17 protein-coding genes and 1 pseudogene are annotated in these 18,428 nt (G+C 69.6%); 10 read left to right on the top strand and 8 right to left on the bottom strand.

Translation table 11 applies throughout. The features are described from left to right. Positions 1 to 171 precede the first annotated feature (171 nt). Complete coding sequence (locus ACZ56E_RS05485; RefSeq protein WP_471211283.1) at positions 172 to 525, bottom strand: PRC-barrel domain-containing protein; 354 nt, start codon at positions 523 to 525, stop codon at positions 172 to 174. A 618-nt stretch (positions 526 to 1,143) separates the two neighbouring features. On the opposite strand from ACZ56E_RS05485, the gene ACZ56E_RS05480 reads away from it, so the two are divergent. The 4 genes from ACZ56E_RS05480 (at position 1,144) to ACZ56E_RS05465 (ending at position 3,840) form a co-directional block, all read left to right on the top strand. After that, positions 1,144 to 1,647 carry a nucleoside deaminase gene (locus tag ACZ56E_RS05480; RefSeq protein ID WP_471211280.1) on the top strand — a complete coding sequence of 168 codons (504 nt, stop codon included), beginning with the start codon at positions 1,144 to 1,146 and terminating at the stop codon, positions 1,645 to 1,647. Between the two features lie 32 nt (positions 1,648 to 1,679). Next, a complete protein-coding gene (locus tag ACZ56E_RS05475) occupies positions 1,680 to 2,297 on the top strand; it encodes a hypothetical protein (RefSeq protein WP_471211278.1) in 618 nt (205 codons plus the stop codon). A gap of 10 nt (positions 2,298 to 2,307) precedes the next feature. Next, on the top strand, positions 2,308 to 3,249 hold the full coding sequence (locus tag ACZ56E_RS05470; protein ID WP_471211276.1) for a helix-turn-helix domain-containing protein: 942 nt from the start codon (positions 2,308 to 2,310) through the stop codon (positions 3,247 to 3,249). Positions 3,250 to 3,342: 93 nt separating this feature from the next. Next, on the top strand, positions 3,343 to 3,840 hold the full coding sequence (locus tag ACZ56E_RS05465; RefSeq protein ID WP_471211273.1) for an SRPBCC family protein: 498 nt from the start codon (positions 3,343 to 3,345) through the stop codon (positions 3,838 to 3,840). Positions 3,841 to 3,898: 58 nt separating this feature from the next. On the opposite strand, the gene ACZ56E_RS05460 is transcribed toward ACZ56E_RS05465, so the two are convergent. Then, entirely contained in the window at positions 3,899 to 5,161 is a 1,263-nt protein-coding gene (locus ACZ56E_RS05460) for a serine hydrolase domain-containing protein (RefSeq protein ID WP_471211272.1), read from the bottom strand. 158 nt (positions 5,162 to 5,319) lie between these two features. Then, on the bottom strand, positions 5,320 to 6,060 hold the full coding sequence (locus tag ACZ56E_RS05455; protein WP_471211270.1) for a class I SAM-dependent methyltransferase: 741 nt from the start codon (positions 6,058 to 6,060) through the stop codon (positions 5,320 to 5,322). Positions 6,061 to 6,485: 425 nt separating this feature from the next. Between ACZ56E_RS05455 and ACZ56E_RS05450 the strand changes: the two genes are divergently transcribed. The 3 genes from ACZ56E_RS05450 to ACZ56E_RS05440 all read left to right on the top strand — a co-directional run bounded on the left by ACZ56E_RS05450 (position 6,486) and on the right by ACZ56E_RS05440 (position 10,316). After that, complete coding sequence (locus ACZ56E_RS05450) at positions 6,486 to 7,943, top strand: MFS transporter (protein WP_471211268.1); 1,458 nt, start codon at positions 6,486 to 6,488, stop codon at positions 7,941 to 7,943. A 341-nt stretch (positions 7,944 to 8,284) separates the two neighbouring features. Then, positions 8,285 to 9,751, top strand: coding sequence for an MFS transporter (locus tag ACZ56E_RS05445; RefSeq protein WP_471211265.1), 1,467 nt, complete (start codon positions 8,285 to 8,287; stop codon positions 9,749 to 9,751). A gap of 91 nt (positions 9,752 to 9,842) precedes the next feature. Continuing rightward, positions 9,843 to 10,316, top strand: coding sequence for an ATP-binding protein (locus ACZ56E_RS05440; protein ID WP_471211263.1), 474 nt, complete (start codon positions 9,843 to 9,845; stop codon positions 10,314 to 10,316). A gap of 136 nt (positions 10,317 to 10,452) precedes the next feature. Here the strand turns inward: ACZ56E_RS05440 and ACZ56E_RS05435 are convergent, their stop codons facing one another. Next, the gene (locus ACZ56E_RS05435; protein ID WP_471211261.1) at positions 10,453 to 11,316 is read right to left on the bottom strand and encodes a helix-turn-helix domain-containing protein; all 864 of its coding nucleotides are present in this window, start codon (positions 11,314 to 11,316) and stop codon (positions 10,453 to 10,455) included. Positions 11,317 to 11,462: 146 nt separating this feature from the next. On the opposite strand from ACZ56E_RS05435, the gene ACZ56E_RS05430 reads away from it, so the two are divergent. After that, positions 11,463 to 12,350 (top strand): alpha/beta hydrolase, encoded by an 888-nt coding sequence (locus ACZ56E_RS05430; protein ID WP_471211258.1) that lies wholly within the window; start codon positions 11,463 to 11,465, stop codon positions 12,348 to 12,350. Between the two features lie 134 nt (positions 12,351 to 12,484). Here the strand turns inward: ACZ56E_RS05430 and ACZ56E_RS05425 are convergent. Beyond that, a pseudogene (locus tag ACZ56E_RS05425) lies at positions 12,485 to 12,676 on the bottom strand (transposase); the annotation flags it as partial. 150 nt (positions 12,677 to 12,826) lie between these two features. Next, positions 12,827 to 13,684 carry a SigB/SigF/SigG family RNA polymerase sigma factor gene (locus tag ACZ56E_RS05420; RefSeq protein WP_471211257.1) on the bottom strand — a complete coding sequence of 286 codons (858 nt, stop codon included), beginning with the start codon at positions 13,682 to 13,684 and terminating at the stop codon, positions 12,827 to 12,829. 227 nt (positions 13,685 to 13,911) lie between these two features. On the opposite strand from ACZ56E_RS05420, the gene ACZ56E_RS05415 reads away from it, so the two are divergent. Both ACZ56E_RS05415 and ACZ56E_RS05410 read left to right on the top strand, forming a co-directional pair. Next, positions 13,912 to 15,396 (top strand): PP2C family protein-serine/threonine phosphatase, encoded by a 1,485-nt coding sequence (locus tag ACZ56E_RS05415; protein ID WP_471211254.1) that lies wholly within the window; start codon positions 13,912 to 13,914, stop codon positions 15,394 to 15,396. An 8-nt stretch (positions 15,397 to 15,404) separates the two neighbouring features. Continuing rightward, entirely contained in the window at positions 15,405 to 15,782 is a 378-nt protein-coding gene (locus tag ACZ56E_RS05410; protein WP_471211252.1) for an STAS domain-containing protein, read from the top strand. Between the two features lie 74 nt (positions 15,783 to 15,856). Here ACZ56E_RS05410 and ACZ56E_RS05405 read toward each other — a convergent pair whose 3' ends face one another. Further along, entirely contained in the window at positions 15,857 to 16,507 is a 651-nt protein-coding gene (locus ACZ56E_RS05405; protein ID WP_468611174.1) for a fasciclin domain-containing protein, read from the bottom strand. Between the two features lie 145 nt (positions 16,508 to 16,652). Next, positions 16,653 to 18,347 carry a sulfite oxidase gene (locus ACZ56E_RS05400; RefSeq protein WP_471211251.1) on the bottom strand — a complete coding sequence of 565 codons (1,695 nt, stop codon included), beginning with the start codon at positions 18,345 to 18,347 and terminating at the stop codon, positions 16,653 to 16,655. Between the last annotated feature and the right edge of the window lie 81 nt (positions 18,348 to 18,428).

Below are 18,428 nucleotides of genomic sequence, written 5' to 3'. Positions count from 1 at the left end.
AGTGGGGGTGTATTCACCGATGGATGAGTTCCTGCCCGGCGCCGGGCGTGGGGCCCGCCGCGGCATGAACTCTCGTGCCGACACCCGGGATTCTGCAAGGTCCGGAACAGCGTGAGCTTTTAACAGAACATCAACGGAACTGTCAAAAAGGCGTACTTCGGCGGCCGTCGCTCAGTCCACGGACTCGTCCAGATAGTGCTCGTCGATGTGGGCCCGGTAGCTGGGATCGGTGACGCGGAGGTCTCTGTCGAAGCGCGGGGCGTCCTTCACGTGATCCTTCGTGCGGGGCACATGCACGGTGCGGCTCACTTCGTCGACGTCCGCTATGACCCAGAGGGGCAGCAGGACCTTCTTGCTCAGCAGCGTCCCGCCGGTGTCGATGACGAGATGATCCGGCGCCACTTCCTCGGAGGCGGGGTCGACTTGCCCGATCGACCCGTCACTCGCCTCCACCGTGCAGCCGATGAGGCCGACGGAGGAAATCCGCCTGTTCTGGTTTCCGGAGACCTGGAATTCGTCGGACATTCGCTCTGATCCTCTCCCGCGTCGATGGAGTGGAGACCTGATGTCCGCGCCGACGCGGACGAAACCTGGGAGGGCCGGGCGGTGAGGCGGCTTAGCGGTGGTGCGGCGTTGCGGGACCTTCACATCTTCGGATCCGTGACGGCGTTCGAGTGGGGCAGGCGAGAAGGGACGCCGCGGGGAGGTCGCCGCAGATGCTAGTTGTCGCTCTCTTGTTGTTGCCGGTCATGGGGCTTCTATTGATCGGCATGGACCGGGTCGAGGACCGGTTGAACGGACGTGCCGCATCGCCGGCCGGCCGCCATCGAGGTCACCTACGGCTCATTCACGGACAGAAACGTACGGGGCGCCGCGACACGGCACCGCAGAAGCGCCGCAGCTCCGAGCAGCGCCCCGAAAAGCGCCACGCGGCCTGAGGGGTCGGCCGAAGTGCGCACGTCTCCGTGGGTGGCACCTGTGCGTACGCATCCATAGGTGCCACCTATGGCGGGCATGGTGAGCGCGTCTTGGACGCTATGCGCCCAGGTCACGCAGACTCAGTACTGAGTACGTCGGCACGCTGCGCCGGAACCGGCCGCGCACCGACGAACACCGCCCACCGAGACCCACCGGAGGCACGACGTGGACTACGTACAACGCACCATCGACCTGGCCCGTCGCAACGTTCAGGACGGCGGCCGTCCCTTCGCCACCGTCATCGTGAAGAACGGCGAGATCATCGCCGAACGCGCCAATCAGGTGGCCCAGACCCACGACCCGACGGCCCACGCGGAGGTGCTGGCCGTCCGTGACGCCTGCACCCGGCTCGGCACCGAGCATCTGACGGGCACCACGATCTACGTCCTGGCGCAGCCGTGCCCGATGTGCCTCGGAGCGCTCTACTACTGCTCTCCGGACGAGGTCGTCTTCATCACGACCAGGGACGCCTACGAGCCGCACTACGTCGACGACCGCAAATACTTCGAACTGAGCACGTTCTACGACGAGTTCGCCAAGCCGTGGCAGGAGCGCCGCCTCCCGATGCGCCATGAGCCGCGCGACGGCGCCGTGGACGTCTACCGCCTGTGGCAGGACCACAACGGCGGGGACCGGCGGGTGCCGGGGGCGCCCACCGCCGCCCGGTGACACCGGCGAAATCCATGGGCACGGCACGCCGCATGCGCTTCGACGGATGGATCGCGGGAGTGGGCACGACCGCCGGCGTACGCATCGTCGTCGGATACTGGCCGCTGTCCCCGCTGGGGCCCTTCGCCGATGTCATGGTGGAGCGGGCCGACGGTCACCGGCTGCTGCTGGCGCCCTCGGAGGAAGTGGCGGAGTTCGTCACCGCCACGTACCGGTTCGACGAAGTCGTCATCTGCCCCGTCACCGTCGCCCCCGCGCGTGACCGATGGGAGGTGACGGCGGGCCCGCTGCTGCTCACCTTCACGCCCGGCCGGTCCACCACGCTGGGGCGCCTGCTGCGGCTGGCCCCAAGCCGGCTGGCGGGCAGCCCGAGGTGGGCCGCGCTGTGCGACATGCCGGCCCGCGTGCTGATGCGCGGTGTGCGGACACGTGGCAGCGCGGGGGCGGGGCGCCGTGAGTGGTACGCCGCCAGGGACCTGCGCTCGATCACCGCGGCGGAAGCGTCCTGGGACGGGCAGGGGTTGGGCGCGCTATGCGACGTGCGCCCTCCGGTCCGCTTCGGCTTCGGCTCCGTACCCCGCCGCCCTTCCCTGACCCGCGTCGTCACCACGGTGGAGATCTCCGCGCCCGGTCGGCGCGCTCGGCCGTAACCTCGATGCCATGGTGTTCGACTCCGCCCGTTTCGATCTCCGGCCGTACGTCGGTTTCGACATGGCCCGTTACGTCCGGCGGACGTACTGCAGCTGGGAGACCGCGGGCTGGCAGTCCCTGCTCGTCCAGCGGTTCGAGCACGTTCCCGTGGCCGAGGACATGGAGCTGCCGGGTGCGGCGGACCTGCACCTGGTGCTGCCGGTCGCGGGGCGGGCGGCGATGGAGACGCGGCGTGACGGCCGGACGACGCGCCACACGTGGGCGCCGGGACGGCTGGAGATGGGGGTCCCGGGCCGGCCCGTCCTCCGCCGCTATCGGGCTACCGAGGCCATGCGGAGCGTACAAGTACACATTCCGCGTGACACGGTCGAGACGACCGCAGCACAGCTGGGCGGCCGCGCGGTGGACTACGAGGCCCTGGCCGCGTCCTTGGCGGCAGGAGACCCGCTGATCGAGGAGACGGTCCGCGCACTCGGCTCGCTCGACGAGGGCGAGGGGGCCGGTGAACTGTACGCCGAATCCGCGGCGGCCTTCCTGACCGTGCACCTGCTCACGCGCCATGCGCGGAATCCGGGCTCACCCCCGCATTCACCTTCACCTTCATCTTCGCGTTCGCGTTCGCGGGAAGACGTGCGTGTAGGTGCCGCGATCGCGTTGATGCGCGACCGGCTGGCCGAGCCGGTCACCTTGGCCGAGATCGCCGGTGAAGTGCATCTGAGCGTGTACCACTTCGTCCGGGTCTTCAAGGCGGCCACGGGAGCGACGCCGTACAGATACCTCACCCGGCTGCGCGTGGAGGAGGCGAAACGCCTGTTGCGCGGCACCGACCTGCCGATCGCCCGGATCGCGTCGCGGTGTGGCTTCGCCGGCCCCGGCGCCCTGTCGGCCACCTTCCTCCGGCAGACCGGAGCGCGCCCCTCGGACTACCGCTCCGTTCACCGCAATTCCTGACCGCTCCCCCGCAATCTCACGTATGGGCCCGGCACCGCGCCGTGCCTAGGCTCCCCACATGATCAATCTTGAGACATCGTGAGGAGCGTCGACATGCACTCGTACGACGTCACGGCCGAATCGACGGCGCCGCCGGAGGCGATCTGGGTGCTGCTGCGCAACCCGCGGAGCTGGCCCGAGTGGTCACGCATCGACGCACTGGACACCGGCCGGTCGCAGGACCTCTCACCCGACGGCCAGGACGGAGTCGGAGCCGTCCGCGCCTTCCGTACGGGGAAGGTCGTCACCCGGGAACGCATCACGCGCCTCGCACTCGAGCCCGGACACCGCTTCTCGTACGAGGGCGTGGACATCCCGCAGATGGCCGACTACGAAGCCACGATCGAACTGCATGAACTGCCCGGCGGCGGGACGAGAATCCACTGGCACGGCACATACGTGGCTCGCGGCAGGATGCGCTGGGCCTTCCAGTGGTACCTCCGCCGCTTCATGCAGGCGATGGCGACGGGCCTCGCCGAACACGCCGCAGGCCTGCAAACCCCACCGTCGTCGGGTGCCACCGGGGCAGGCACCGCGCCGGAACCCGACTGAGGCGGCCTGTCCGGAGGGCGCATCGAGCCCCGGACGCCGCCTCAGCCGCGCATCCGCCTCAGCCGAGGACGGCCCGCATCTCCTGCTCGATGATCTCCGGAAACGGTATGCCGTCCTGATTGCCGAGGACGACGCCGACCCCGCCGGTGTCCGGGTAGATGTTCCAGCTGGCGACAGTGCCGGGGTTGACGCCTGCGCGACCGTTCACCCAGTGACCGCCCACGAGGCTGACCGGCATCATGTAGGCCGTGAACGCCGCGTCGGCCGGGGCCGTCCGGCGGGCCAGGCCGCCTCCCTGCGGGGGCAGGGGTGCCTTGGCGCCGGTGAGCAGCTCGGCGTAGGGGCGGTCCAGTACGGTCCCGTCGCTCAGCGCGTGCGCGAACCGGACGAGGTCCGGCGCGGTCGCGAAGCCGCCGTCCCCCGGCGGGTCGATGAAGTTGCGGCCCGGGTTCTTGCCGAGTTGGTACGGGTCCGGGCTGCCTTTGTCCAGGTTGCGGACGGCGTCCACCCGGCTGCCGTCGGCCTGCCGCATGTACGAGTGCGCGATGTGCTGGTCGGTGAGCCATTGCGGCCGGGTGTAGAACGCGGTGCCGGTCATGCCGCAGCGCCGGAAGACGTGCTCCTCGACGTAGTCCCAGTAGGTCGTGCCGGTCACGGCCTCCACGATCAGCGCGGGGATGGCGACCTCGGCCCCGGCGTGGTCGGTGGGCGTACCGGGGGCGCTCACCGGTTTCGCCTGCCTCGCCCACCGCTCGTAGAACTGCCGCACCTCCTCCCGGCTCCGGAAGACGCGCTGCAGGTCCTCCTCCGGGGTGTTCAACCCGGAGGTGCCGGACAGGAGATGATGGATCGTCACCTTTTCGGCGATCTCCTCGGCGAAACCCGACAGATGAGTGCCCACCGTGTCCGAAAGTCTCAGCTTGCCGCGCTGCGCCAGCTGCAGGATGGCCACGGCGCCGAACGGCTTGCCCGCGGAGGAGAGGTTGAACGCGACGCCCTCGTGGTTGCGGATCCCCTTCTCCTTGTCGGCCATGCCGTAACTGCGCGACAGCACGGTCCGGCCCCGGTGCGACAGCAGCACCACGCCGGAGAACCGGTCCTCGGCGGCCAGCTTCGCCACGTATCGGTCGTAGGCCCCGCCGGGCCGAGTGTCCGGCGGGACGGCGGCGCTATCGACGGCGTGCGGGGCACCGGGCGGGGCGGCGAGCCCGGCCCGGGCACTCGCCGGCCCGGCACCCGCCGCCACCACACCGACGGCCGACAACCCACCCCACCCGAGCAGTCGCCGCCGATCAACACCTTGTACGGAATCCGATCCCATCCCCACGTTCCTTTCCCGGCCGACGGGTCGACGGACCGACGGACCAGTCGGCGACAGGCGTCGACCCGTGCGGCCACTGAACACGGAGGGAGGTTGCGGGGACGTATGCGCTTTTCGATACGTCCGCGATATGCGCTCACGTCTCGGCGTGGGGGGACTTACGGTTTGTGGGTTACCCAGAGCAGTTCCGCGGGCCAGCGATGTGCCCAGTCGGGTGGGTCGGTTTCGTTGTAGCCGTTGGGTGTTCGGCGTTCGGGACGCGGCTCGATGAGGTCGTCGATGATGAGTCCCGCGCCGCGCAGGATCCTGACCCACTCACCGTAGGTGAGCTGATAGCTGGTCGCGCCGTCGCCTTCGGCGATGGTGTTCAGCCCGAAGTAGTCCTGCCGCAGCGTCGTGGTCACGCGGCTGGCGGCCTCGTCGTAGCACGCTTCGAACCATGGGCTGGCGACGTTGAACACCAGGCGCCCGCCTGGGACCAGGACGCGTGCGGCCTGCGGGACGGCCAGGTGCGGGGGCGCCCAGCTGAGCCCGCCGAAGTCGCAGAACACCAGGTCGAAGCTGTCGGCGACGAAGGGCAGTTGCTCGGCGGCGCCTTGCACCAGCGGGTAGCGGGCCGGTCCCATCGCGCGGGCCGCTGCGGCGAGTTGGGCCTCGGACAGGTCGAAACCGACCACGCTGGCACCCTCGGCGGCGAGCGCCCTGGACCACTGCCCTGCGCCGCAGCCGAGTTCGAGGACGCGCTTGCCGGTCACGTCGCCCAGGGCGTTCAGGTGCGCGTCAGGGATGGAGTACATGCCCCACAGCCGGGGTGCGGCGCCGATGTGCGGGTCGTGCTTGTGCTGGTAGGCGCTGCTGATCTGGTTCCAGAGCCGCCGGTTGGCGGGGATGCTGTCCACGCGCCCGACTCCAGCACTGCGTGCCGGGGCCGGTCAACACGATTAGGGCACTGGCCGGCCCTCGCCCCGGTCGCCCCTGGCTCGGCCTGTGACCTGCAGCACCAGCCCTGGGACGAGATATTGCGTTGCACGGGCGTCCGGCGGGCTTTTAGCCTGTGCAGGTCCGTCGGTGCCCATTCCGGGGCCCGGCGCTGTGTTTCGAGGTGATGACCTATCTCCCAGGCCAAGTAAGCAGCCGCTCGTTCCGAGGCTCTTTCCGGTTGTCCGCGATGGCGGGCTTCCGACGCATGCCTCGACGGCGGTGCTCCCTGATGGCCTGGGCTCGTTGCACCCTGCTTCCCCCTGTCGCGCTGTAGGCGTGCCGGGGCATGCTCAGGCCTGCCCCCGCCCCCTACACCTTCTTTACGCGAACAGGAACCTTCCTCGTGTCAACCGACACCCATACCCACGGCCATCCACGCCCCGCGGGGGCCGGCCGTGCCGCCACGATCATCCTGGTCGTGGTGCTGATCGCCGAGCTGATGAACGCGCTCGACGGTTCGATCGTCCACACCGCCCTCCCCTCCATCCAGGAGGACACCGGCGCGTCCAGCGCAGCGGTGCAGTGGATCCCCGCCGCCTACACCCTCACCTTCGCCCTCGCCCTGATCACCGGCGGGCGCCTGGGTGACCTCTTCGGGCGCAAGCGGGTCTTCCTCGCAGGCACCGTGCTGTTCACGCTGGCTTCGCTGCTGTGCGGGCTCGCGACCGGCCCGGAGTTCCTGGTCGTCGCGCGGGCGCTGCAAGGTGCCGGAGCGGCGGCGATGGTGCCGCAGGTCATGGCCACCATCGCGGTCACCTTCCAGGGCGAGTCGCAGGCCAAGGCGTTCGGCATGTACGGCATGATCATGTCGCTCGGCGGTGTCCTCGGCCCGGTCCTGGGCGCCGTCCTGACCTCTGCCGACATCGCAGGTCTCGGCTGGCGGGCGATCTTCCTGATCAATCTGCCCATCGGCCTGGCCACCGTGCTCTTCGCTCTCCGGTTCATCCCGGAGTCCCGTGACCGGCAGGCCAGGCGCCTGGACCCGCTGGGCATGCTGCTCTCCGCCGTGGGGCTCCTGCTGATCGCCTACCCGCTCACCGTGGGCGTCACCGTGGGCGGTGAGAAGCACTGGCCGACGTGGAGCTTCGTCATGCTCGTCTCGGGCGCTCTGGTGCTGGCGGCATTCGTGGCTCAGCAGCAGGCGAAGACCCGCAAGGACGGCTCCGCCCTGGTGGCACTCTCACTGTTCAACAGCAAGGCGTTCGCCGGCGGGCTCGCCGCGCAGCTGGTCTTCGGTCTGGTCTCCGGTGTGTTCCTGCTGACGTGGGTGCTGTTCATGCAGTCCGGCCTCGGCCTTTCGCCCGGGCAGTTCGCTCCGGCCTCTGTCGCCATCTCCATCGGCGGCATGGGCGGTGCGATGCTCGCCTCCAAGTGGGCGGGAGCGCACATGCGGCGCGTACCGCAGGCCGGGGCGGTACTCATCGCGCTCACCCTGGTCGGCTACCAGCTGCTGGTCGCCGCCCAGGGGACCGAGACGCCCTTCGTGGCCGCCGTCGCCCCGATGATCCTCGTCGGCGCCGGGTTCGGCATGGTCGGCGCGGGTCTCGCCGGTCTCACCCTCGGCCAGGTCGGCCACGAGGACGCAGGCTCCGCGGCGGGACTGTTCAACACCGCCATGCAGCTCGGCACGGCGCTCGGTATCGCGACGGCGTCGCTGGTGTTCTTCAACCACGCCCCCGCGGGCAGCCACGGCACGACCGTGACCGATGCCTTCGCGGGCAGCGTCTGGTACGTCGTCGCAGCGCTCGCGGTGATGTGGGCGCTGATGTTCCGGCTCCCCAAGCCGGTCAAGACCGCCTGAACCACGGTCGGTGGCCCTGCCTGCCTGTCTTGTCCTGTCCTGTCCCGGGCCAGGCTCAGGGCCGCCGACCTCCACAGGGCTTGAGTATGTCTCAGGCCCGAATCCCTCCTGCTCCATCCATCGCTCCATCGATGTGAGGTGATGACGTATCGCCCAGGCCGCCCGATAGCCGTCCCCCTCTCCGGCACGCACAGCACCCGCGCGGTGCCGTATCGGCGTGCCCGGAACGGACGGCGCCCCCGGCCTGGGCCCGCCCCTCCCTCCTGTGCGCAGTCGGCGTACGCGGCAGGCCCAGGCCTGCCCGTATCCCCGACCACGCAACAGAAGCAGGAGCCTCTCCCGTGTCCCACGACACCGACCAGACCACCACCGGCAACCCACCGCCGTGCGCCGGAGCCCCCTCCCCCGGCCGGGCCCGTGCCGTCACCCTCGCCGTCGTCCTGACCGCGGAGCTGATGAACGCCCTCGACGGCTCCGTCGTCTACACCGCCCTGCCCTCCATCGCCGCGGACACCGGCGCCGGCACGGCGGCTCTCCAATGGATCCACGCCGCCTACGCCCTGACCTTCGCCCTCGGCCTGATCACCGGTGGCCGCCTCGGTGACCTCTACGGCCGCAGAAGAATCTTCCTGGCTGGGACGGCCGTGTTCACTCTCGCTTCCCTGCTGTGCGGTATCGCGGCGGGCCCGGGTCTGCTGATCGCCGCCCGCGTCCTCCAGGGCGCCGCGGCCGCGGCGATGGTCCCGCAGGTCCTGGCCACCCTGCACGTCACCTTCGACGAAGGCTCCCGTGCGAAGGCGTTCGGCCTGTACGGCACCGTCATGTCGCTCGGCAGTGTCACCGGCCCGGTCCTGGGCGGTGTCCTGACCCAGGCCGACCTTTTCGGCCTGAGCTGGCGCCCCATCTTCCTGATCAACCTGCCCATCGGCATCGCCGCCGTCGTCCTCGGCCTGCGCTGCCTTCCCGAGTCCCACGACCGCACCGCACACCGCCGCCTGGACCCGCTCGGCATGTTCCTCTCCGCACTCGGCCTGCTGCTGATCACCCTCCCGCTCACCGTCGGCGGCGAACACGGCTGGCCCGCCTGGTCCCTCGCGGCCCTCGGTACCGGCCTGCTCGTGCTGGCGGGGTTCGTGGTCCAGCAACGGGCCAAGATGCGCAGGGACGGCTCGCCCCTGGTCGTCCTCTCCCTCTTCACCGGCCGTGCCTTCAGCGCCGGGCTCGCCACACAGCTGGCCTTCGGCCTGCTGTCCGGAGCCTTCTTCCTCTCCTGGGCCCTGTTCATGCAGGACGGCCTCGGCCTCACCCCGGGCCAGGCAGCTGCCGGTTTCGTCGCGGCCTCCCTAGGCGAGATGGGCGGCGCCTGGCTCGCCATGAGCCTCGTCGCACGCTACGGACGGGCCGTGCCACAGGCCGGCGCCCTGCTCGCCGCCGCCACCCTGGCCGGCTACCACCACCTCATCACCACCGAGGGCACCGGCATGGGAACCGTGCTTGCCGCCGCCCCGATGCTCGCCGTCGGCTTCGGCCTCGGCATGATCGGCGCCCCGCTCGCCGACCTCACCCTCGGCAAGGTCGCCCACCGCCACGCCGGCTCGGCCTCCGGCCTCTTCAACACCGGAACACAGCTCGGCATTGCTCTGGGCACCGCACTGACCACGCTGGTCCTCTTCACCCGGATCAGCACCGACACCCACGGCCCGGCGATGAACACCGCCTTCGCCGACAGCCTCTGGTACGTCATCGGCACACTGCTCACGATGTGGGCGCTGATGCTGCTGCTTCCCAGGCGGACCCGCACCATCTGACGGTGAGAGGAGAGGGGTCCGGTTCGGGTAAGTTGCGGATTTCGGGGTATGCGCTTGGCCTGATGGCAACGAGTAGGAAGCGGGCGGACGGATGAATGGGGCTGCCCAAGGTGTGGCTCGGATGCTGAGCGATGGGCCGGTCAAGGCGTCGCAGGCGTATGAAGGCAACAGTGGCGATATCGCCGAGGGGCGCGAGCTGGCACGCGCCTTCCTGGCCGATGTGCAGTCGGTTCACGGGTTCCCGGTGTCCGAGCGTGCGATGGGCATGGTCCAGTTGGTGGTCAGCGAGCTACTGACCAATGCCTGCAAGTACGCCCCCGGCCCGTGCATGCTCGATCTCGAGCTGGTCGGGGGCCGGGTCGCGGTGTCGGTCTGGGACAGCGTGCCGGTTCTGCCGGTGGCCCGGGCCACCGATCCGGGCCGGATCGGGCAGCACGGCCTGGAAATCGTGATGGCGGTGTGCCACAGCTTCGAGGTGCACCGCGAGGTGGTCGGCAAGCGCACGACCGCCACGGTGATGCTCGCCGATGACCCCGGGGGTGACATCGCCGGGCGTCGGTCCTGAGATCGCCGACGACGTGGGTCACCGGGTGAGCGACTGGGCCACGAGCGGCCGACCTGGTGCCCCATAGGGCCTGTTTCGTAAGTGGTCACGGTCCGCTGCTCCTCGAGCATTTCGGTCGCAGTGGCGCTCAGGAAGGTCACAGGCTCTGGGCCACACCGCGGGCCAGAGCGGCCAGTCGTTCCGCGTCTGAGGTGCCGGGTTCGGCCGACCAGAGCACGAGTTGCTGTTCTGGGGCACCGGCGTAGCGGAAGGTGTCCCAGTCGAGGGTGAGTTCGCCGACGGTGGAGTGAGTAATGCGTTTGCTGCCGAAGTCCTGGTGCGCGACGCGGTGCTCGGCCCACCAGGCCCGGAATTGCTGATCGGCGACGGCCAGCTCGCCCACGAGAGCTGTGAGGGCCGGATCCGTCGGATTCGTTCCGGCTTCCATCCGCAGGACCTCGACGCAGGTGCGGGCCACGTCCTCCCAATCCGGGTAGACGTCGCGCATCACCGGGTCGGTGAAGACCATGCGGATGTAGTTGCGCTCGGACTCGGGCGCGGCCGCGAAGTCGCACAGCAGCTCCGCTGCCAGTGGGTTCCACGCGAGGATGTCGAGCCGTGGGCCGAAGACGATGGCTGGTGTGCTGGTGAGCTGGCCGAGCAGCCGGGTCAGGTGGGGGTGCACATGGGGGCGAGGGGGCCGACGCGGCGTCTTGCGGTGTCCGGCCCGTGCGGCCTGGGTGACCAGACCTTCCACGTACGCTCTCTGGTCGTGGCCCAGCCGTAGTTCGCGTGCGAGGGATTCGAGCACCGGCGGTGACGGTGCCAGTCGGCCCTGCTCGATGCGTACGTAGTAGTCGGTGCTGATCGCGGCGAGCTCGGCCACCTCCTCGCGGCGCAGCCCCCGCACCCGCCGCTGGGTGTGCGCGTGCTCGGGGAGCCCCACCTGCGCGGGTGTGAGCTCGCCACGGCGGTGCCTGAGGAACTCACCGAGCTCACGGAGATGCGCGGAACCAGTCATTCCTCCAGCATGGCACCGGGGAAAAGGCTCTGCCTGGGAAAGATCCTTCCTAGGAAACAACACGACCTTCCTGCGCCCGGCTGTCGACCGGAAAGTGGATACAGGCCCGCAGATCGCCGGCCCTCACGATCCCGCAGGAGCGAAAAATGAGGACTGACGTCCGCTTCCCGACCAACGGCCTGCAGCTCGCCGGCCACCTCTACCTCCCCGATGGCGTCGACGGACCGCTCGCTGCCATCGTCGTCGGCCACCCCACGACCGGAGTCAAGGAGCAGGCACCGGCGGCGTACGCGACACGCCTGGTCAAGGAGGGATTCGCCGTCCTGACCTTCGATGCCGCCTTCCAAGGCGAATCCGAGGGCTTGCCCCGGGGCCTGGAGAACCCCTTCCAGCGCGCCGAGGACTTCCGCGCGGCGGTCTCCTACCTCACCAGCCGCCCCGAGATCGATTCCGACCGCATCGGCGTGATGGGCGTGTGCGGCTCCGGCGCCTACGTGCCCTACGCCGCCCAGACCGACCACCGGATGAAGGCCGTGGCCGGCGTTTCCGGGACCGACGTCCCCAGCTTCTTCCGCGGCGCCGACCCCGAGGGCTGGCAGCAGATGGTGGCAGACTCCGGGAACCTCCGCAGCGCCGAAGCCGCCGGCGAGCCCGCGGCGACCTTCGCCGTGCTGCCGGAGACGGCCGATGCCGACACCCCCGCCCCGACGGCCGAGTTCGTCGACTACTACAAGACGCCCCGCGGCAGGCACCCGCGCTCCACGGGTGACATGGTCGTGCGCAGTGCGGACCTCCTCGACCAGTTCGACTCCTTCGCCGACGTCGCCAAGATCGCGCCTCGCCCGCTGCTCATGATCGCCGGCACCGAAGCGGTGACCCGCGGATTCTCCGAGAAGGCCGTCGCCGACAGCCCCGGCAACGCCGAGCTGTTCCTCGTCAAGGGCGCCACCCACGTCGACCTGTACGACCGCGACCAGTACGTAACCCCTGCCGCGGCCAAGCTGGTCGAGTTCTTCGGCAAGCACCTCGCCTGAGTCGGCAAGCCCGGGTGGTCAAGGGACGGGAGGGTGCTGGTCGCAGGCACTCTCCGATGGCCGCGACCAGCACGACCGCCTCGGCCAGGTGGAGCTTGGTGGTGAACCCGCCACGCGAGCATCCCAGGTTTACCGAGCCGGGTGAGGATCCGATGCCAGGTCCCGTTCCGCTGCCACCGGCGGAACAGGTCGTAGACCCGGCCCCACGGCCCGTACTCGACGGGCACGTCCCGCCACGGCACACCAGTCCGGAGCCGGAACCGTATGCCGTCGATCAGCTGCCGCCGGGGCCAGACGGGCGGCCGGCCCGCCTTCGTGCCCTTCGGCTCAGTGCCCGGTGACCGGACGACGCCGGACCTGAGCCGTCCCCGGGGAAGGTGCTGTGAGGTCGCCGCCACACGCGCGCCGAGCAGCTCCGCGAGAGCGCTCGCCGGAAGCTCCCGTCGGCTCCACCGGCGGGGCGTGGACCCAGCCCATCAGTTCGCGTTCAGGCCCGTGCGGAGCTTCGCGACGATCCGGGTGATGAGGCGGGAGACGTGCATCTGCGAGCAGCCCAGCACCTCACCGATCTGGGTCTGCGTCTGCTCCTCGACGAAACGCAGATGAATGATCTGACGCTCGCGGTCGTCGAGTTCCGCGATCAGCGGGGCCAAGGTGTGGAAGTTGTCGATCAGGTCGAAGCGGTCCTCGTCGATACCGATGAAGTCGGTCAGGGCCGACTCGGTGTCGCTGTCCTCCCCGCCGATGGCGGCGTCCAGCGAGACGGACGCGTAGCCGTTCGACGCCTTCTGCGCCTCGCTGACCTCGGCCGGGTCCAGCTGCATCAGTTCGGCGAGTTCGGCGGTGGTGGGCGTGCGGCCCAGGCGCGTGCGCAGTTCCTCGGTCGCCTTGGACAGTTCGAGGCGCGCTTCCTGCAGACGGCGCGGTACGTGCACCGCCCAGCTGGTGTCACGGAAGAAGCGCTTGATCTCACCGGTGATGTAGGGGACGGCGAAGGTGGCGAACTCCACCTCACGGGTCAGTTCGAAACGGTCGATCGCCTTGATCAGCCCGATGGTGCCGACCTGGACGATGTCCTCCATCTCCTGCACGCCCCGGTGCTTGAAGCGTGACGCCGCGTACTTCACCAGGGACAGGTTGATCTCGATCAGGCAGTTCCGCACGTACTGGTACTCGTGCGTGCCCTCCTCCAGCTCGCCGAGCCGGTCGAAGAAGCGCTTGGAGATGGCCCTCGCGTCCCGCGGCGCCACCGACGCCGGGTCCAGGTACGAACGCTCCATCAAGTCCTGCTCGGTCTGCGTCGTCGTCTGTTCCGCGGCCGTCACGGTATTCATGCGCCCCACCCTCACCTGGTCTCCGACTGCTTCGCCTCTCGCGCCTGCCCCGCCGTCGGCTGTCCAAACAGGGCGCACGCGCCTGTCACCTGGGTGTCTGTCCTGCGGCGCCGTCAGTGACCCGTAGCCGACCCGGCGGCTCCCGGAAATTGGCATTCGAGCTTCCGTTCGGTCTAGGGTGCGTCGGTCCTGCCGCTCGCGGCGGCTATCGACGGAGAGGAAAGCCGATGACCTCACAGGCTTCGGCGGCCGACCCGGCATTTGGGCGGAGCCCCAAGCTGGTCCTCGACCCGGATGTGGAGGCGGCCCGTCTCTCGGCGGTACGCCGCTACGACATCCTCGACACCCCGCCCGACGGCGCGTTCGACCGGATCGCGGCACTGGCCGGCCGCCTCTTCGACGTCCCTGTGGCCACCGTCACGATCGTCGACAGCGACCGCATCTGGTTCAAGGCGACCCACGGCCTCGAAGGCGTCGCGGAGATCGGTCGCGACCCGGGCCTGTGCGGCTCAGCGGTTCTGCGCGACGATGCACTGGTGATACCCGACACCCTCCTCGACCCGGTGGCGGCGGACAATCCGCTGGTCGCCGGAGAGATGGGTGTCCGCTTCTACGCCGCCGCACCGATCACCACTCCGGACGGCCACCGGCTGGGCACGGTCAACATCCTCGACACCAGACCCCGCTCCATCACCCAGGACGACATCGCCACCCTGTCCGACCTGGCCGCGATCGTCATGGACGAGATGGAACTGCGGCTGTCGGCGCTGCGCGCCCTCCGCGACGAGCAGGAGCGGCGGGCGGCCGAGAGTCGGCACGCCGAGATGGAACGAGCGCGTGCCGAGGCGGAACGCGCGGCGCGTGAGCAGGCCGAGAAGGACAAGGCCGCCATCGCGGCGTTCGCCTCCACGCTGCAGCGCACTCTGCTGCCTCCGGCGCTTCCCGTGGTCCCCGGGCTGGAACTCGCCTGCCACTACCGCACCGCCTCCGTCCACGATGTCGGCGGAGACTTCTACGACGTCTTCCCCGTCGACGAGGGCCGGTGGGCGTTCTTCCTCGGCGACGTGTGCGGCAAAGGCCCCGAAGCGGCCACCGTCACCGCACTGGCCCGGCACACCCTGCGCGCCGCCGCGCAGATCGACCCGGATCCGGTCACCGTTCTGAGCACGCTCAACACGGTGCTGCTCAGCGATGTCGCCGCCGGGAGCCGCTTCTGCACCGCGCTCGTCGGCCTGCTGACACCACAGGAGAACGGCGGCTTCACCGTGACCGTCGCCAGCGGCGGCCACCCCTCGGCCTACCACGTACGCCCCGACGAGAGCGACTCCGTATGGGTCAAGGCGGTACGTCCCAAGGGAGGCATGCTCGTCGGTGCGTTCCCCGAGGCCCACTTCGCCCAGAGCACCTTCCCGCTGGCTCCCGGGGAGGGCCTGTTCCTCTACACCGACGGGCTGACCGAAGCCCGTACCGCCAAGGGCGCCATGCTCGGTGAGGACGGCCTGACCGGCTTCCTCCACCAGCGCACCGGCCCCCTGACCGCCACCGCCCTGGTCGACGACACCGTCACGCTGCTGGACGCGCTGCCCGAGGGAGTCGGTGACGATGTGGCCCTGCTGACCCTGTCCGTTCCCGACTCCGCATCGGCGCCCGAGGCCGGTGTCGCCACCACCGCCCACACCACCGCCACACCCGAACACTTCGGCCAGGAGTGACGACCGACGTGACCCACTCGCTTCACCTGACTGCCCAGCACCCCCATGCGCACCTCGTCATCGTGACGGTCATCGGCAACATCGATATGCAGACCGCCGCCGCAATGCGCACCCAGACCCTGGAGATCATGCAGGAAGGTCCGCCTCACGTGGTCCTGGACCTGGCGCAGGTCGGCTTCTGCGACTCCTCCGGCCTCAGCGCGCTCATCGGAATCTGGCACGCAGCGAGGGCAGCGGGCGGCTCGCTCGGCCTCGCCGACGTCCCCGACCGCCTGATGCGCATGCTCGCCATCACCGGCGTCGACTCTCTCCTGACCATCCATGCGACAGCCGCCGACGCGGTCACCGCCATGACAGACAGTGAGGCAGCCCCGTCGGGCAGTTGACCAGGCGTTCGAGGGGCACGCTGCTCTGTCGAACATGCCCCTCGCTCCGGTCGGCGGGCCTTGCGGCGGTCGGGTCAGCTCTTGGGCATCAACACCGTGTCGACGATGTAGACGTTGGCGTTGGCGGTTTTCACGTTGCCGCAGACCACGTTGCTGCTGTCGTTGACCTTGTACGACTCGGCGGAGCCGGATGTGGTGAGGCTGGACTTCTCCAGCGTCTCGAAGGAGCCGTTCTCCAGGTCCTTGGGGGCGAGCTTCTTGCCGACCACGTGGTACGTGAGGACCTTGCTGAGCTGGGCCTTGTCGCTGAGGACCTTGTCCAGGTCCGCCTTCGGGATCTTGTCGAAGGCGTCGTTGGTGGGGGCGAACACGGTGATGTTCTTCGCGTTGTTCAGTGTGTCGACGAGACCGGCCTTCTTCACGGCGGTCACGAGAGTGGACAGGGCGGGGTTGTTCGACGCCGCCGTGGCGACGGGGTCCTTCGCCATCCCGTCGAAGCTGCCCTCCCCGTCCTTGGGCACGGAAGAGCAGGCGGAGCCGAACGGTTCGTCCGTGCCGGCCATGTCGTCGGACGGTTCGGTGGCGGCCTTCTCCTTGGCGGAGGCGGACGAGGAGTTGTCGGACGCCGTGTCCTTGGAGTCGCTGTCGGAGCAGGCGGTCAGGGCCAGCGGCAGCATCGCGGCGGTGGCGACGGCAACGGCAACACGGCGGACTCGGGTTTGCATGTCGGATCCTCAATCATCGATTCCGAAAGGCCGATCGGCCTTCGTCACAGGGAATCCGGAACTGCGCGACGCGCGGCTTGGTCGCTTCCACGAATGAGTGAAATCGGCGTACAGGAGTTCTGCGCGCGAGGGGCCCGACGGCCGCTCAGTCGACGGTGACGACCACCGAGTGCCGGCCCGAGGCGCCGTCGGGGATGGTGCGGGTCCGCTCCGCGGTCTGGGTATCACCGGCGCGGTCGGTGGCCCGGACGGTCAGTGTGTGATTGCCCTTGGTGGCCTGCCAGGCGTACGACCACTGCCGCCAGGTGTCGCGCGTGTCCTCGGCGGCGAGGCGCGCCTTGACCCACGGCCCGTCGTCGACGCGGACCTCGACCTTGTCGATACCGCGGTGCTGCGCCCAGGCGACCCCGGCGACCATGACCGTGCCGGCCTTCGGACGGCCGAAGGGCTTGGGCGTGTCGATGCGGGACTGGGTCTTGATGGGCGCACGTCGGGCCCAGTCGCGTTCGACCCAGTAGGTGTCGTAGGAGTCGAACGTGGTGAGCTCGATGTCCTGGATCCACTTGCAGGCGGAGACGTACCCGTACAGCCCGGGAACCAGCATGCGGACGGGGAACCCGTGCTCGAAGGGAAGGGGTTCGCCGTTCATGCCGAGGGCCAGCATCGCGTCGCGGCCGTCCATGACGTCCTCGACCGGGGTGCCGATGGTCATGCCGTCCACGGAACGGGCGACCAACTGGTCGGCGGGGCCGCCTTTCGAAGGGGGCCTGACCCCGCACTGCTCGAGCAGGTCGGCGAGGCGGACGCCGATCCAGCGGGCGTTTCCGACGTAGGGGCCGCCGACTTCGTTGGATACACAGGTCAGCGTGATGCGCCGCTCGACGAGCGGCATCTTCAGCAAGTCGTCGAAGGACAGCGTCAGTTCGCGGGTCACGCCCTTGCCGTGGATGCGCAGTTTCCACGCTGTGGCGTCGACCTTCGGTACGACCAGGGCGGTGTCCACGCGGTAGAACTCGTCGTTCGGCGTCACGAACGGGCTGATCCCGTCCATCCGCAAGGCCGCACCACGCGGAACGGAGCCGGCTTTCGACGAGGCCGGGGGAAGCGCGATCTCGGCGCGGGACGCGACGGCGTTCTTCCCCTGGGAGCCGTTCAGGGCCCGGCCCACGAGCCCCACGCCGGTCGAGGCGGCTGCCGCCGCGGTGGCCGCGATGATGAAACCGCGCCGGTCCCAGCCTGGCTGCGTCGATACGTCGACCGGATGACGCCCGTCGGCCGACTCGACGTCCCCGCCGGTCGACTCGACGTCCCCGCCGGCCGGTTCGAGATCCCCGTCGGCTTTCGGGGCCTGCCCGACACCTCGTGACGCTGTGGCCCGGGTTGTGTTGAGGCGTCCGGCGAGCCAGTAGAGGAGGCCGGAGCCGACGAGGGCACCGACGGCCGAGGGCAGGGCGTCGACGAGGCTCGTGGAATCGGGCCGGCCGACCGCTGCCGCGGCGCCGACGATTCCGAAGGCCAGCACGCCGAGTGAACCGGTCAGTCGGCGGCGCGTGGCCACCATGCCGAGCGCGAGAGCGAGCACGCTCAGCACAGCGAGGATCCCGAGTTGGAGGATCAACTTGTCGTTGGTCCCGAACTCCCGGATCGCCCAGTCCTTCACCCCCGGCGGCGTGCGGTCGATCGCCGCGCCGCCCACCGCGATCACCGGACCGGCCTCGGGCCGGACCGCCGCGGAGACCAGTTCGGCGACCGCGATCGCCGCGTACCCCGCCAGCAGGCCGCTCAGCGCACTCAGTGACAGTCGTGTGATGCCGCGAGGCGGCCGCGTTGCGTTGTCCATACTCAGGAATACGTCCCCGGCCTGCCGCCGGATTGGTCCTTCACTCCTTCGGCCCTGCGGTGCAGTGCGGGTGCCGGTGCG

This window comes from Streptomyces sp. NPDC039480 (assembly GCF_055597165.1).
This window is presented reverse-complemented; position numbering and strand designations above follow the sequence as displayed.